The sequence below is a fragment of the Desulfocastanea catecholica genome (genome assembly GCF_054657295.1).
The window spans coordinates 1-15835 of sequence record NZ_BAAHYZ010000044.1; the positions used below are offsets into that span (position 1 = coordinate 1).

A 15835-nucleotide genomic window follows, 5' to 3' on the forward strand; every position below is an offset into this window, starting at 1 on the left:
TGCCTTATCAATCTCGCTGAAGTCAGTAAAAGTGGCCTGACCTTTGAGTGATAAGACACGAGTAATAGCAGCGGTCAGTGTGGTTTTACCATGATCGATATGTCCGACGGTACCTACGTTGACGTGCGGTTTCGTCCTTTCAAATTTTTTCTTTGACATAATGGTTCCTCAATATGCTTGGACTTAGATCCCTCTAATTTTTTTAATAATTATCTCTGCTCTCGGAGCAGGTACCACATCGTATTGCAAAAATTGCATGGTAAAATTGGCTCTCCCTTGCGTCGCCGACCTGAGTGACGTTGAATAGCCAAACATTTCAGCCAGTGGCACATGCCCTTTGAGAATCTGTAGATTCCCCTCGGCGGATACACCAACAATTTTACCTCTTTTACTATTGAGATCAGCTATCACGTCACCGATATATTCTTCCGGAGTAATAACTTCCAGTTTCATAATCGGTTCCAGCAGCTTGGGTTGAGCCTCGGCAGTTGCCCTTCTGATGGCCATCGCAGCCGCAATTCCAAAAGCCATCTCCGTCGACTCTTCTTCATGATACGAGCCACCTATGAGACTAACCTTGATGTCCGTCATAGGGTAACCGATCAAGGGTCCGGAATCCAGACTGTCGATGATGCCCTTTTGGATCGATCCGAGAAATTGATCCGGGATCATATTTTTCTCGACGCAGCTGACAAATTCTATACCGCCACTCCGTCCGAGAGGTTCAACCTTAATAATGACGTGTCCATACTGGCCTTTAGCACCCGTCAACTGATCAAATTTGGCCTCCGCGGTATGACAAACATCAATGGTCTCTTTATACGCCACCTGTGGTTTGCCGACTTTCGCCGAGACTTTAAATTCATTCAGCAATCGGTCGACAATTATCTCAAGGTGCAGTTCTCCCATACCGGAAATAATTGTCTGTCCAGAATCCTTATCTGTCGATACGGTAAAGGACGGATCCTCTCTGGCAATTTTATCAAGTGTTTCTGAGAGTTTCTTCTCCTCGGCCTTACTTTTAGGCTCAATTGCCACACCTATTACCGGGTCAGGAAAATCCATGCTTTCGAGAATTATCGCATCACCTTTTTCACATAAGGTGTCCCCGGTTGTGGTGAATTTCAACCCAACAATCGCGCCGATATCTCCAGCTGAAATCTCTTGCACTTCTTCACGCTTGTTAGCGTGTAACTTCATTAACTTGGTGATCTTTTCCTGCTTTTTCTTTACAGGATTATACACCTTGTCACCAACAGTAATTTTCCCGGAATACACTCTGACGAACGCAAGATTCTCAACAAAAGAATCACTCATCAGTTTAAAAACCAACCCGGCCAGCTTCTCATCAGGGTCGGTTCTCCGGCTGATTATTTCTCCATTTAGACCTTCACCTTCAATGTTTTTGACATCGAGCGGCGAAGGAAGAAAATTAATCACACTGTCGAGCAGCGGTTGAACGCCTTTATTCTTAAAAGCACTTCCGCAAAGCACAGGGACAAGATCAAGCGACAACGTCGCTTTTCTGAGGGCTCTATACATCTCAGACGCAGCTACTGGTACATCATTCAAGTATTTTTCCATGATGTCCTCATCGAAGTCGGCCAACTTCTCGAGGAGCATCAGACGTGCGGCCGTGAATTTTTCTTTATATTCGGCAGGAACTTCTCTTTCAGTTACTTCCTGTCCAAGAGTCAGCTCATCGAAGACAAGCATCCTCCCTTCAATAAGATCAATGATCCCTGTAAAATCAGCTTCCTTTCCGACCGGTAACTGAATTGGTACAGGGTTGGCACCAAGTCTGGTGGCTATCATCGAAACGCAGCGCTCAAAATTCGCTCCGATTCGATCCATCTTATTAACAAAAGCAATCCGCGGGATACCGTATTTATCCGCCTGTCGCCAAACGGTTTCGGACTGTGGCTCTACCCCGCCAACGGAACAGAAGACAGCAACTGCTCCGTCCAACACACGCAGGGATCGTTCCACCTCTATGGTGAAGTCGACGTGACCTGGCGTGTCAATTATATTGATTTTCTTGTCTTTCCAGAAACAGGTGGTTGCCGCGGATGTGATGGTGATCCCCCGCTCCTGCTCCTGCTCCATCCAGTCCATGACGGCCGTACCATCATGGACCTCCCCCATCTTATAAGAACGCCCCGTGTAAAAGAGTATTCTTTCCGTGGTGGTCGTTTTCCCGGCATCAATATGGGCCATAATGCCGATATTGCGCACATCATGCAAATCTTTTAGCGCCGTCATAACAATTGCTTAGCTCTTAAAATATTTTTTTCGCCAGCCTGTTGTTGCGGCAACCCGTTACGGCGTTCCGAGCCCTGTTACCAACGGTAATGGGCAAAAGCCTTGTTCGCCTCTGCCATGCGGTGAGTATCGTCTCTTTTTTTCACTGCGGCACCACGATTGTTGTAGGCATCCATCAACTCCGCCGCTAGCTTTTCAGCCATAGACTTCCCAGATCTTGCTTTTGAGAAGTTAATCAACCACCGAATAGCCAGAGCGTTTCTTCGGGTTTGACGAACCTCCATAGGCACCTGATAGGTCGCCCCGCCAACACGACGTGATTTGACTTCAACGCGCGGGCGGACTTTCTCCATCGCCTCTTCAAAGACTGTCAGAGGATCAGCATCCTTGACGCGCTCTTCAACTATATCCATCGCTCCGTAAAAAATTCGCTGAGCGAGACTTTTCTTTCCTCTCTCCATCAATCCATTGGTGAATTTAGACACCAACACGCTGTTAAAGCGTGTGTCTGGATCGATGGATCGTTTCTCTATCGTTCTTCTTCGTGACATATTTTAACCTCGCATCAAGCAGCAACCAATCAAGATGGCTTCTTTGCACCGTATTTTGAACGACCTTTCCGTCGATTGGAAACACCCAAGGTATCAAGAGTACCACGAATTATGTGATAACGCACACCAGGAAGATCCTTCACCCTACCGCCTCGAATCATGACCACCGAGTGCTCTTGCAGATTATGACCAATACCGGGGATATACGATGTAACCTCAATACCATTTGTCAGTCTCACCCTGGCGACCTTCCTAAGAGCGGAGTTCGGTTTCTTCGGCGTCGTTGTATACACCCTCACACATACGCCACGCTTCTGGGGTGATCCTTTCAAAGCTGGGGTATTGGTCTTTTTCACAGACTTCTTACGACCCAATCTTACCAGTTGGTTAATAGTTGGCATTACGTTAACTGCTCCTGTTTACATACCCATTGTTAGAATTCCAAATCTTCGACTGCCGACCTAGACACTCATTTCTAAACACGAAAGTGGTGATAATTACCCTAACGGCACTGTAGTGTCAAGGAAAAAAACCACTTCATACCTCTTTCCCTTGCTATCTTTTACTGCTCAAGCCTGTTCCGGCGGAAATCAACCGACCCATGATAACGTTTTCCTTCAGACCAAGAAGATCATCAACCTTCCCGGCAACGGCGGCATTCGTCAGAACCTTGGTGGTTTCCTGGAAAGACGCGGCAGAGATAAAACTTTCAGTCGACAGGGATGCCTTGGTAACACCGAGCAATAATGGCTCTGCCTCGGCAGGTTTTTTCCCTTCGGCCAGAAGCTTGTCCCTTTCTTCTTCGAATTTCCACCATTCAACCTGCTCGCCAATCATAAAACGGGAATCACCGGAAGAGGTAATCAGAACCCTCTTGAGCATCTGACGAACAATAACTTCTATATGTTTATCATTTATCTTAACACCTTGCAGACGATATACCTCCTGGATTTCATTGACCAGGAACTTGGCCAGTTCCTTCACACCAAGGACGGACAGGATATCATTGGGCACAATCGTACCTTCCATGAGGGGCTCGCCGGCCTGCACATAATCCCCTTCATGGACGATAATGTGTTTGGCTTTCGGTACCAGATATTCCTGCGGTTCGCCGTATTCAGGAGTCACAATAACCCGACGTTTCCCTTTCAGCTCCTTGCCGAAACTTACCTTTCCGTCAATTCTGGTGATAATAGCCGGATCCTTCGGTTTCCGTACCTCAAACAACTCAGCGACCCGCGGAAGACCACCGGTAATATCCTTGGTTTTACTCGTTTCCCGTGGGATCTTGCCGACAATGGTTCCCGGCTGAATAACATCCCCCTCGTTGACGGAAATGATCGAGCCAACAGGCAAACTGTACCGGGCATAGGTATCGGAATCGGCCATCTTGACGGTTTTTCCCCGCTCGTTCTTGACAGTAATCCGTGGACTCAACTGGGCACCGCCGGCGGTGTGAATTATCACCAGGGAGGAACGACCCGTTACGGCATCGACTTTCTCCTGCATGGTGATACCTTCGATAACATCACCGTATTTAATAGTACCACCCACCTCGGCAACGATCGGTATGGTATACGCATCCCAGTCGGCGAGAATAGTATCCCTGGCCACAACCTGACCTTCTTTGACCAGAAGCTGCGCCCCATAGTTAACCTTGAATCTCTCGCGCTCACGGCCAAGATCATCTTTAATGGAGATGACCGCATTACGGTTCATGACGATCTCGGTGCCTTCGGCATTGGTTACCGAGTGCATATTGGCACAGGAGACAGTACCGCCGATATTGGTTTTCAGTTCTGCCTGTTCGACTGATCTGCTTGCCGTACCACCGACATGGAATGTCCGCATGGTCAGCTGGGTTCCCGGCTCACCGATAGATTGCGCGGCAATTACCCCGATGGCTTCCCCTCTGTTGACCATATGGCCGCGGCCAAGATCACGCCCATAACATGCGGCACAGACCCCTCGCTTTGACCGGCAGCTGAGCACGGAACGAATAGCCACCCGGTCGATACCTGAGACGGTTATTTTTTCCACGATCTCTTCAGTGATCTCTTCGCCGGCTTCAACAATGACATCCTCGGTAAACGGATCTTCCACATCATCCAAGGCGACCCTGCCGAGTATCCTGTCTCCGAGGGGAACGATTATTTCACCACCGTCCATCAGAGGTTCAGCAACAATTCCATCAAGGGTTAAACAGTCGGCTTCGACAATTGTCGCCTCCTGCGCGACGTCGACCAGTCGCCTGGTAAGATACCCGGAGTTCGCGGTTTTCAGAGCCGTATCTGCCAGTCCTTTTCGCGCGCCATGGGTGGAAATAAAATATTCAAGTACGCCGAGACCTTCACGAAAGTTCGCCTTAATCGGCGTCTCAATGATCGCACCACTTGGTTTGGCCATCAGACCACGCATCCCGGCAAGCTGGCGGATCTGATCCCGTGATCCACGTGCCCCTGAATCGGCCATGATAAAAATGGAATTAAAACTCGGTGTCTCTATGAGTTTGCCGTCCTTGTCTCGAACATACTCGACCTTGATCTCATCCATCATGGCATTGGCAACATCTTCGGTTACCTTCGACCAGATATCAACGACCTTGTTATATTTTTCGCCGGAGGTGATCAGGCCGTCGGTGTATTGCTGATCAACGTCAAGAACATCCCTTTCGGCCTTTTCAACATAGTTTTCTTTTTCCAGAGGAATTTTCATATCATTAATACAGATGGAAATTCCTGCCCGGGTAGCATATTCGTAGCCGGTATCTTTTAATCGGTCGGCGAGAATAACTGTGTCTTTGGTTCCGGCATGACGATAGGTGTGGTCGATAAGCCTGGCCAAAGCCTTCTTGGTGAGCACCTTGTTCACTTCCTCAAATTTCACCGAGGCCGGTAACAGCTCGCCCAGCAGGATCCGCCCCATGGTGGTATCAATCATTTCACCGCCCTTACGCACCTTCACCTTGGCCTGCAGATGAATTTCACCGTAATCATAGGCGATAATCGCTTCCTCCACGTTGCTGAAGACCTTCCCTTCACCCGGAACATTCAACCGTTCACGACTCATATAATACAGGCCAAGCACGATATCCTGCGAAGGGATGATGACCGGTTCCCCATTGGCCGGTGACAGAATATTATTGGTGGACATCATGAGTACCCTGGCTTCCACCTGGGCCTCAACGGAGAGCGGAACGTGAACCGCCATCTGATCCCCGTCAAAGTCGGCATTAAAGGCCATACAGACCAGCGGATGCAACTGAATAGCCTTGCCTTCAATAAGGACAGCCTCAAAGGCCTGCATACCGAGTCTGTGCAGGGTCGGCGCACGGTTGAGGATGACCGGATATTCGGTTACCACTTCATCGAGGACGTCCCAGACCTCTTTAACCTCTTTTTCCACCATTTTTCTGGCACTTTTAATGGTGGTGACAAACCCTTTTCTCTCAAGCTTGTTATAGATAAAGGGTTTGAAGAGCTCAAGCGCCATCTTCTTGGGGATACCGCACTGATGAAGCCGAAGATGCGGGCCAACGACGATGACCGAGCGGCCCGAATAATCGACACGTTTGCCGAGAAGGTTCTGCCGAAAACGCCCTTGCTTGCCCTTAAGCATATCGGACAAGGACTTGAGCGGACGTTTGTTCCCTCCGGTGATCACCCTGCCCCGTCGACCGTTATCAAAAAGGACATCAACGGCTTCCTGCAGCATTCTCTTTTCATTACGAATGATGATATCTGGTGCGTCGAGTTCCAGCAGACGCTTTAAGCGGTTGTTTCTGTTAATGACGCGCCGGTAGAGATCATTGAGATCGGAGGTCGCGAACCGACCGCCTTCAAGGGGAACCAGGGGGCGGAGGTCAGGGGGTAGCACCGGAATGACTTCCAGAATCATCCATTCCGGTTTATTGCCGGAATCGCGAAAGGCCTCTATAACAAACAATCTCTTGCCAAGCTTTTGCCGCTTTGTTTGCGAATTGGTGGACAGCATCTCTTCACGCAGCTGTTTAGACAAGGTGACGAGATCCTGGGAGGCAAGAAGTTCACGAATTGCCTCGGCGCCAATGCCGACGGTAAACTGCGCGGCGTACTCATCTCGGGCCTGGCGATATTTTTCTTCGGTGAGCAGGGTTCCAACAGGAAGGGCCTCGACCTCGGAACTGACAACAGCATACTGCTCAAAGTAGAGAATTTTCTCCAGCTGCTTGAGGGTCATATCCAGAACCGCACCAATTTTGCTGGGCAAACTCTTCAAAAACCATATATGGGCCACCGGCGCGGCGAGTTTAATGTGGCCGAGACGCTCTCGGCGTACCTTCGACTGAATAACCTCCACACCACATTTTTCGCAGACAACACCACGGTGTTTCATCCGCTTATATTTGCCGCAATTACACTCGAAATCCTTTACCGGTCCAAATATTTTTGCACAAAACAGTCCATCTCGTTCCGGTTTAAAGGTCCTGTAATTGATAGTCTCGGGTTTTTTAACCTCCCCATGCGACCAATCCATGATCTTCTCGGGAGAAGCCAGAGATATCTTTACGCTTTCAAATTTTATTGGAGCTTTCGGTTTTTGAAAAAAATTGAATAACTCTTCCACGAAATCACCTCTCCCTTATGTTAAAGGATTTCTTCGGTTTAGCCTTGAACATTGCTCGTTTACAAGGAATCTCTCTCTGCTTTTGCTACAGTCCAAAGCATGCACCAGTCGACTTTCGTCTTTTTCCTTTATCCTTCTATAAGTTCCATATTCAAACAAAGGGCCTGCAGTTCTTTGACCAGAACGTTAAAAGACTCAGGTAATCCTGTTGTCAGAAAGTTATTTCCTTTAACTATCCGCTCGTACATCAGAGTACGTCCTTCGACATCATCCGACTTGGCCGTCAAAAATTCTTTGAGCGTATATGCCGCACCATAGGCCTCCATGGCCCATACTTCCATCTCACCGAGCCTCTGTCCGCCAAATTGCGCCTTACCGCCAAGTGGTTGCTGGGTAACGAGCGAATAGGGTCCTGTTGATCTGGCATGGATTTTATTGTCGACCAGGTGATGGAGCTTCAACATGTACATGACACCGACCGTTACTTTATTGGCGAAAGGTTGTCCGGTAAGTCCGTCATACAGCTGTACCTGCCCCACCTCATCTATACCTGCCTCAACCAGGAGTTTTCGTATAGCGGCTTCCGGTGCACCGTCAAAGACGGGAGTGGCCATATGTAAACCGGCTTGATGCCTTCTCGCCCATTCAATAATTTCCTGATCTGTTTTTTCTTCGGTCAGTGCCTGAATTTCGGTCTCTGAGTAAACAGCTTTAATTTTAGCCTTGATTTCGGCCACCGCCTCACGACGGGCAAGTTTTTCCAACTGCTCGCCTAGTTTCTTGGCAGCGAATCCCAGGTGCACCTCGAGTACCTGGCCGACATTCATACGAGACGGAACACCAAGCGGATTAAGAACGATATCCACAGTGGTTCCATCGGCAAAAAACGGCATATCTTCCTCGGGCAGCAATCTGGAGACGACACCTTTGTTTCCATGTCGGCCGGCCATTTTATCACCAACCGAGAGTTTACGTTTGGTGGCGACATAGACCTTGACCATCTTCACCACACCGGGGGGAAGATCGTCGCCCTTTTTCAGCCGTTCGATAATGCCGTCATATCTCTCGTTAATGAGCCGCGACTGTTTACCGTATCGCTCATAAATGAGATCAATTTGTTCGATATATTTGGCTTTCTCAGAAAAATCGATATCACGAAGTTGAGAAAATCCAATAAGTTCAGCATGCTCAGCGATAATCTTTTTACCGAGTTTTACTATTACTTCACCATGCTTGTTGACAATGTCCGTCTTCGCCGTCCGGCCCTCAAGAGTCTTGCCGATTTCCCGACATACGCCGCGTTTGAGGCTGCGCAATTCGTCGACCTTATCCTGATTGAGTTTCTCGATTTCAAGATCCTCTATCAACAGAGAACGCTCATCCTTATCGACACCCTTGCGCGAGAAAACCTTGGCATCAATGACCACGCCGGTCACCCCGGGGGGAACCCTCAAGGAAGAATCCTTAACGTCCTGCGCCTTTTCACCAAAAATCGCCCGAAGCAGTTTTTCTTCCGGAGATAAGACCGTTTCCCCTTTGGGCGTTACCTTACCGACCAGCGTGTCGCCGGCCTTAATTTCCGCACCAATTCTGACAATTCCGGAATCATCGAGATTTCTCAACGTCTCTTCGCTGACATTCGGGATATCCCGGGTGATCTCTTCTTTGCCAAGTTTCGTATCCCTGGCCATGGTCTCAAACACCTCGATATGCACCGAGGTAAAGGTATCCGTTTTCAACAGTCTCTCGTTGATCAGGATGGAATCCTCAAAGTTAAAACCGCGCCACGGCATGAAGGCGATAACCACATTTTTGCCGATGGCCAGCTCGCCTGCTTCACAGGATGGGCCGTCGGCCAGGACCATGCCTTTTTTTACCCTGGTTCCCGGTAAGGCAATAGGTCGTTGGTTAAAACAGGTATTTTGATTAGATTTCTTATTCTTTTCCAGCCGATAGACGGCAACACCGGTATCGAACCCATCCGTGCCCGGCTCATCATAGCGGACAACGATACGATTGGAATCGGCCTCCTCGATAATCCCTTCACCGGCACTGAGCAAACAGGCCCCGGAATCCCGGGCGACATATCGCTCCATTCCTGTGCCGACCAGAGGCGCTGAAGTGACCAGCAAAGGTACAGCCTGGCGCTGCATGTTCGATCCCATCAACGCACGGTTCGCATCATCGTTTTCAAGAAAAGGCACCAATGACGCAGCAACACTGATCATCTGATTGGGGGCAATATCCATATAGGTAACACTTTCGGCCACCGTGGTAATGACCTCGCCATCTTCACGGACAATCAGATTATCCGGAACAAGGCGATTGTCCTTATCAGACTGGATCAAAGCAGGGGCGATAAACTGATTCTGCTCCTGCAGGGCACTGAGATATTTCACATCATCGAGAATAATTCTATCTTCTACTTTGCGGTACGGCGTTTCAATAAAGCCATATGGATTAATTCGGGCGAAAGTAGCCAAGGAGACAATCAGACCGATATTTGGTCCCTCGGGCGTCTCAACCGGACAAATTCGCCCATAGTGGGTTGGATGCACGTCGCGCACCTCAAAGCCGGCTCTTTCTCTTGACAATCCGCCAGGTCCAAGGGCACTCAAGCGCCGCTTGTGGGTTACCTCGGAGAGAGGATTTGTCTGATCCATAAACTGCGACAGCTGGCTTGTGCCAAAGAACTCTTTAATAGCGGCGGAAATAGGCTTCGGATTAACCAGATCGTGCGGCATCAAGGTTTCGACGTCTTGAAGAGTCATTCTTTCTTTAATCGCCCTCTCCATCCGAACCAGGCCCATACGATACTGATTTTCAACAAGTTCCCCAACCGTCCGCACCCGCCGGTTGCCGAGATGGTCGATATCATCGACGCCGCCTTGGGTATCCTTAAGACGCACCAGGTGGCGCACAGCAAAAATAATATCCTCTTTGGTCAGGGCCCGATTAGAGATATCGATATCCAGGTGCAGTTTGGCGTTTATCTTATACCGACCGACCTCGGACAGATCATACAGGTCCTGATTGAAAAACAGGTTATGGAAGAAGGACTCGGCAATTTCACGAGTCGGCGGACTGGACGGTCGCAGACGGCGATAAATCTCAATCAGAGCTTCCTCGGTGGTCTTGGCCTTGTCCAGGGCCAGCGTTTTACTAAATGAAGGGGAGTATTTCACGCCGTCAATATGCAGAACTTCAAACTCATTGACACCTTCTGCCTCAAGGCTTTCTAAAAGAGTCTCGGAAAGCTCGGTGTTACATAGGGCTATGACTTCACCAGACTCAGCTTTGACGATGGTTTTAGCGAGGATTTCGCCGAAGAGCGACTCTCTTGAAACCGGCAGATGGGTGATACCGGCAGCATCCAGTTTTTTACAAAGCACTTTGGACACTTTTTTGCCTTTTCTGCCGAGAACTTCCCCGTCTACGGGACTGATAATATCAAATTCCAGCCTCTGCCCTTTTACCAGGTCGGAGTCAAAACTCATTTGGTAGTTGTCGCCGTCTTTTTTTACGGTGGAAGTGGGATAAAACTCATTGAGCAGTTCTTCGCTGGTCAAACCCAACGCTTTCAGCAAAGTAGTGACCGGAAACTTGCGTCGTCGATCGATACGGACGTGGAGTATGTCCTTGATGTCAAATTCCAGATCAATCCACGAACCGCGCACCGGTATTATGCGGGCAGAGTAGAGAAGCTTGCCACTGGAATGACTCTTGCCGTTATCATGCGTGTAAAAGAGACCCGGCGAGCGCTGCAGCTGGGAGACGATAACCCTTTCCGTACCATTGATGACAAAAACACCATCCCCGGTCATCAGCGGCAGAGAACCGAGAAAGACTTCCTGTTCTTTTATATCACGAATAGACTGAACGCCGGTCTCTTCATCGACATCGAAGGTGATCAGGCGAACGACAATTTTCAGAGGAATCTCATAGGTCATTCCCCTCTGAAGACATTCGTTAATAGTATATTTCGGCTCGCCGAATTTATATCTGACAAACTCAAGAGAACAGACGCCGTTGAAATCATTAATTGGAAAAACATTTTGTAGGATTCCCTGCAATCCAAAATCGTCCCTTTCGTCCGGGTCACAATCCATCTGCAGGAATTTCTCATAAGAGAGACGTTGCATTGATATCAGATGGGGCGGTTCCAGAATGGCAGCAGCCGTGGCAAAGTTCTTTCTCACTCTTTCCATAATTTTCCTCGAAATTGCCTATGAATCTTGCTATATGATTTGAAAATACTACTCAGACACGCCAATTTGCAGGCCGTTAAATGGGCTGGGTGGATCCTGGAGTTACATTACTACAATCAGAAAACACTGTTACATATTGAAAATTGGTGAAGAGAGTTTTAAAAGGACGACAATAAGCATCTTTTTCAAGCATAGTATAATCCCCTTTATGCAATTTTCCTCTAAACGCCTAACCCCGGTAAACGGGAAACAAGCCAAGATAAGTACCTTGAGGCAGTTCATTATCTTAAAAAACAATATAATGAACTGCCTCAAGGTACTAAACACCGCACGCCTGGAGCAGAACCACCTGATATCTCACTTGTAATCAAAAACTACCCTCTACAAAACACAACACGCCACGATGCAAAGCTCGTAGCGTGTCGATATCAAGCTGTATTGTTCAAACAACGAACAACTCGCTGAAAGATCAATTACTTAATCTCAACCGTTGCTCCAACTGCTTCGATCTTCGCTTTGATATCATTAGCATCTTCTTTAGTCGTTGCTTCTTTTAAAGGAGTTGGTGCAGACTCAACGAGGGTCTTTGCTTCTTTCAGACCAAGACCGGTCACCGCACGAACTTCTTTGATAACCTTGATTTTCTCACTACCGACACTTGCCAGAATAACATCAAATTCTGTTTTTTCTTCAACAGGAGCGGCTGCAGCGACAGCACCGCCGGCAGCGACAGCAACAGGTGCGGCGGCAGATACGCCGAATTTTTCCTCGAATTCCTTGATCAACTCGGACAGCTCGAGAACGGACATATTAGCGATAAAATCGATTACTTCTTCTTTAGTAACAGCCATGATGTAATACCTCTTTTGTATTGAATAATAGTATTCTGAATAAAAAATATTTAATTGTTTGCCGCTTCTTTCTGCTCTTTAATGGCTTGCAGGGCGTAGACAAAAGTACGTGGAACACCGGTAAGTACCTGAACAAGGCCTGTCGGCACATTGTTCCAGGTGGATAACAGCTGTCCAAGCAGTACTTCCTTCGACGGAAGTTTGGAAAGAGCAATGAGCTCCTCCACACCGATTTTTTCCCCATCAAGAGCTGCGCAACGAATTATGAATTTTTTATGATCATCCGCAAATTTAGTAACCACCTTGGCCGGCGCAACTGGATCTGCAAACCCCATAACAACCGCAGTGGTACCAGTGAAATCATCACTCAGTGCGGCATTGCCTGTATCCGTAACTGCTCTTTTCAGGAGAGTATTTTTGGCTACACGGATTTCCGAGTCACAGTTCTTCAATTCAACACGAATTTTCTGAAACTCGGAAACCTTTAAACCACAATAGTCAGCGACAACAGTTAATTTGGCACGGCTGAACGATTCGTTCAATCCCGAGACAACGGCTAACTTTTCATCACGATTCAAAGTACTCCTCCTAGGTTAATGTGAACATTGTTCGAAACAGCAGGTACGGCTTATCAAGACTGGCTGGAAAATTCTTTTCAGAATACTGATTATTCGGCCATTTTCGTCTCGGCAGGTCGTGCAATCACCACGATTAAACATACTGTGCCCGCTGTCTTCGACTGGTACAATTGCCTCATGTCCCTGATAAACGCTGGACCGGCAATGCAAAAAAAAAATTATTTGACTAACGCTCTTACCGCCAGTGGATCAAGCTTTACCCCTGGTCCCATCGTCGATGAGATGGTGATGGAGCGAAGATAAAGCCCTTTACTCGTAGATGGTTTAAGTTGAATGATCCGCTGGATAAAGGCTATGGCGTTTTCGCTAAGCTTTTCTTTGCCGAATGAGAGCTTACCAATGCCGGCATGGATGATTCCAGCTTTGTCAACCCTGAAGTCGACCTTGCCTGCTTTGATGTCCCTGACAATGTTACCGACATCCATGGTGACAGTGCCGAGTTTGGCGTTTGGCATAAGGTTCCGTGGACCAAGAATTCGGCCGATTTTTCCAACAACGCCCATCATATCAGGAGTAGCTACGGTCTTATCGAACTCTAGCCAGCCATCTTTGATCTTATCAACTAAATCATCACCACCGACATAGTCAGCCCCGGCCTCAAGTGCCTCTGCTTCCTTTGGCCCTTTGGCAAAAACCAAAACCCTTGTCACCTTGCCGGTACCGTGGGGCAAAGCAACCGAGGAACGGATCATCTGGTCGGCGTGTCGTGGGTCAACCCCTAATTTCATAGCGAGATCAAAAGTCTCATCAAATTTTGCATAGGTCGACTTCAACACCAATTCAATACCTTCATCCATCCCGAGCAGAACTGTTTTGTCTATTTTTTCAGTGATATTTCTATATTTTTTTCCGTGTTTCGGCATGTCAGCCTCCTACTCGTACAGGATACACTCCATCCTGTCAGCAGTATTTCAAAAATTAATCTTCATCAATCAACAACGGTGATTCCTGCACTACGTGCCGTGCCCTCAATAATCCGCATCGCACTTTCAACGTCATAGGCGTTGAGATCCGGCATCTTCAACTCGGCTATTTCCCGAATTTTATCACGCCCTATCTCTGCAACACGGTCAATTTTCGGATTACCCGACCCTTTTTTCAGTCCGGCGGCCTTCAGAAGCAGCACCGACGCCGGAGGGGTCTTGGTAATATAGCTGAACGAGCGGTCCTGGTAGACAGTGATAACAACAGGAACTATGGTATCACCCATTGACTGCGTTTTCGCATTGAAGTTTTTACAAAACTCCATGATATTCACACCATGTTGTCCAAGTGCCGGACCTACAGGTGGTGAGGGATTGGCTTTACCTGCTGGAATCTGCAGTTTTATGTAAGCCGTTTCTTTTTTTGCCATTGTTTCACTCCACTAACTATTTTTCGAATACTTCCAAGTAAACTGCTTCTCCGAGTACCACACCGGGAAATTACAATAATATTTATGAAAATTAAGTATTTGTAACCTGGACAAATTCCAACTCAACCGGAGTTTCTCTACCAAAAATCGATACCATGACCCGCACACGTCCTTTTTCCGGAAAAACTTCGTCCACGACCCCCTGGAAATTGGCGAAAGGTCCATCAATTACCCGCACGACCTCCCCAATATCGAAAATCACTTTCGGCCTTGGGCGTTCTGATCCGTCTTGAATCCGACCGATAATTTTACCGGCATCCTCATCAGATAATGGGATTGGATCTCGGTCATCCCCAACAAACCCGACAACACGTGGCATGTTATCATGAATGGTATGCCAGGTCTCATCATTGAGATCCATGCTCACTAACATATAACCGGGGAAAAATCGTCGAGAAGAAGTTTTACGTGACCCTTTGATCATCTCGACAACCTGTTCGGTGGGAACAAGAATTTCGCCAAAGTATTCTTCCAAACCATCTTTGCGAATTCTTTCTTCGAGAGTAGCCTTTACCTTGTCTTCAAATCCCGAGTGGACCTGGAGTATGTACCATTGTCTTGCCATGTGATCCAGAAATAATGTAGGATGGAGATACCGCATTGCAGTATCAGATCAACCAAATAAAAAAATTGAACGGTTTAGTCGGCAAAGTCACCGCAAGAACGACGCAACCGCCTTGCCAAGAAGCAAGTCTACTGAGCCGAGGTAAAGTGATATAACCACCGTCAAAACCACGACGACTCCCGTAAGCCCAAGGGTCATTTTTTTATCCGGCCAGACAATTTTTAGAAATTCTACTTTTACCTCATCAATAAATTGCTTGATTTGAGCGGGTGAGTAGGGTGAAGGCTTTTCAGACTTCACAGGATTTGACTTTTTTGACTTTATATTCGCTGCCATAGCAACTCTCCCCTTCCTGCCGTTACATCACTCACTCTAGTCATACAACCGAGTAATTTTCAAAATATTTCCTACCCTGCCATTTCATTGGCAGGCCAGGAGGGACTCGAACCCCCAACATCCGGATTTGGAGTCCGGCGCTCTACCATTAGAGCTACTGGCCTGCAGACAGATGCTATTTTGTTTCTTTATGCGGAGTATGACTCCGGCAAAATGGACAGAATTTACTGAACTCCAATTTGTTGGGAGTATTCTTTTTGTTTTTCGTCGTCGTATAATTTCGACGTTTGCATGTGCCACACGCAAGAGTTACAGTATCTCTCATTGACTCTTCCCATATGAGAAATTGCCCTGATTCCTTTTCAGGTACCAGAGCAATATCATTAAATATTCTAATTAGGCGAC

13 protein-coding genes and 1 tRNA gene are annotated in these 15835 nt (G+C 47.7%); all 14 read right to left on the reverse strand.

From position 1 onward, the window contains the following. Nucleotides 1–159, reverse strand: a 159-nt coding sequence (locus ACYQ8U_RS21430) for a GTP-binding protein (protein WP_459944367.1), incomplete at its 3' end; no start/stop codon positions are given. A gap of 24 nt (nt 160–183) precedes the next feature. Beyond that, complete coding sequence (gene fusA / locus ACYQ8U_RS21435) at nt 184–2262, reverse strand: elongation factor G (protein WP_459947611.1); 2079 nt, start codon at nt 2260–2262, stop codon at nt 184–186. A 77-nt stretch (nt 2263–2339) separates the two neighbouring features. Beyond that, nucleotides 2340–2813, reverse strand: coding sequence for a 30S ribosomal protein S7 (rpsG, locus tag ACYQ8U_RS21440; protein ID WP_459947612.1), 474 nt, complete (start codon nt 2811–2813; stop codon nt 2340–2342). 29 nt (nt 2814–2842) lie between these two features. Continuing rightward, nucleotides 2843–3214 (reverse strand): 30S ribosomal protein S12, encoded by a 372-nt coding sequence (gene rpsL / locus ACYQ8U_RS21445; protein WP_459947613.1) that lies wholly within the window; start codon nt 3212–3214, stop codon nt 2843–2845. Between the two features lie 154 nt (nt 3215–3368). Next, nucleotides 3369–7418 carry a DNA-directed RNA polymerase subunit beta' gene (rpoC, locus tag ACYQ8U_RS21450; RefSeq protein ID WP_459947614.1) on the reverse strand — a complete coding sequence of 1350 codons (4050 nt, stop codon included), beginning with the start codon at nt 7416–7418 and terminating at the stop codon, nt 3369–3371. A 128-nt stretch (nt 7419–7546) separates the two neighbouring features. Further along, a complete protein-coding gene (gene rpoB, locus ACYQ8U_RS21455; RefSeq protein WP_459947615.1) occupies nt 7547–11626 on the reverse strand; it encodes a DNA-directed RNA polymerase subunit beta in 4080 nt (1359 codons plus the stop codon). Nucleotides 11627–12099: 473 nt separating this feature from the next. Next, the gene (gene rplL / locus ACYQ8U_RS21460) at nt 12100–12477 is read right to left on the reverse strand and encodes a 50S ribosomal protein L7/L12 (RefSeq protein ID WP_459947616.1); all 378 of its coding nucleotides are present in this window, start codon (nt 12475–12477) and stop codon (nt 12100–12102) included. Nucleotides 12478–12527: 50 nt separating this feature from the next. Next, a complete protein-coding gene (gene rplJ / locus ACYQ8U_RS21465; protein ID WP_459947617.1) occupies nt 12528–13055 on the reverse strand; it encodes a 50S ribosomal protein L10 in 528 nt (175 codons plus the stop codon). A gap of 218 nt (nt 13056–13273) precedes the next feature. Next, nucleotides 13274–13978, reverse strand: coding sequence for a 50S ribosomal protein L1 (rplA, locus tag ACYQ8U_RS21470; RefSeq protein ID WP_459947618.1), 705 nt, complete (start codon nt 13976–13978; stop codon nt 13274–13276). Nucleotides 13979–14043: 65 nt separating this feature from the next. Beyond that, the gene (rplK, locus tag ACYQ8U_RS21475) at nt 14044–14469 is read right to left on the reverse strand and encodes a 50S ribosomal protein L11 (protein WP_459947619.1); all 426 of its coding nucleotides are present in this window, start codon (nt 14467–14469) and stop codon (nt 14044–14046) included. A gap of 91 nt (nt 14470–14560) precedes the next feature. After that, nucleotides 14561–15094: a transcription termination/antitermination protein NusG gene (gene nusG, locus ACYQ8U_RS21480; protein WP_459947620.1), complete on the reverse strand. Its 534-nt coding sequence runs from the start codon at nt 15092–15094 to the stop codon at nt 14561–14563. A gap of 87 nt (nt 15095–15181) precedes the next feature. Continuing rightward, nucleotides 15182–15430: a preprotein translocase subunit SecE gene (gene secE / locus ACYQ8U_RS21485; RefSeq protein WP_459947621.1), complete on the reverse strand. Its 249-nt coding sequence runs from the start codon at nt 15428–15430 to the stop codon at nt 15182–15184. Nucleotides 15431–15518: 88 nt separating this feature from the next. After that, nucleotides 15519–15594: transfer RNA gene (locus ACYQ8U_RS21490), tRNA-Trp, on the reverse strand. 11 nt (nt 15595–15605) lie between these two features. Beyond that, nucleotides 15606–15755, reverse strand: a complete 150-nt coding sequence (rpmG, locus tag ACYQ8U_RS21495; RefSeq protein ID WP_459947622.1) for a 50S ribosomal protein L33 — start codon at nt 15753–15755, stop codon at nt 15606–15608. Between the last annotated feature and the right edge of the window lie 80 nt (nt 15756–15835).

Bases quoted from the DNA above. Each gene is read 5' to 3' on its own strand.
- rpsL (WP_459947613.1), bottom strand. From the start codon at position 3,214: ATGCCAACTATTAACCAACTGGTAAGATTGGGTCGTAAGAAGTCTGTG.
- rpsG (WP_459947612.1), bottom strand. From the start codon at position 2,813: ATGTCACGAAGAAGAACGATAGAGAAACGATCCATCGATCCAGACACA.
- rpmG (WP_459947622.1), bottom strand. From the start codon at position 15,755: ATGAGAGATACTGTAACTCTTGCGTGTGGCACATGCAAACGTCGAAAT.
- rplA (WP_459947618.1), bottom strand. From the start codon at position 13,978: ATGCCGAAACACGGAAAAAAATATAGAAATATCACTGAAAAAATAGAC.
- rplK (WP_459947619.1), bottom strand. From the start codon at position 14,469: ATGGCAAAAAAAGAAACGGCTTACATAAAACTGCAGATTCCAGCAGGT.
- rplL (WP_459947616.1), bottom strand. From the start codon at position 12,477: ATGGCTGTTACTAAAGAAGAAGTAATCGATTTTATCGCTAATATGTCC.
- nusG (WP_459947620.1), bottom strand. From the start codon at position 15,094: ATGGCAAGACAATGGTACATACTCCAGGTCCACTCGGGATTTGAAGAC.
- rpoB (WP_459947615.1), bottom strand. From the start codon at position 11,626: ATGGAAAGAGTGAGAAAGAACTTTGCCACGGCTGCTGCCATTCTGGAA.
- fusA (WP_459947611.1), bottom strand. From the start codon at position 2,262: ATGACGGCGCTAAAAGATTTGCATGATGTGCGCAATATCGGCATTATG.
- secE (WP_459947621.1), bottom strand. From the start codon at position 15,430: ATGGCAGCGAATATAAAGTCAAAAAAGTCAAATCCTGTGAAGTCTGAA.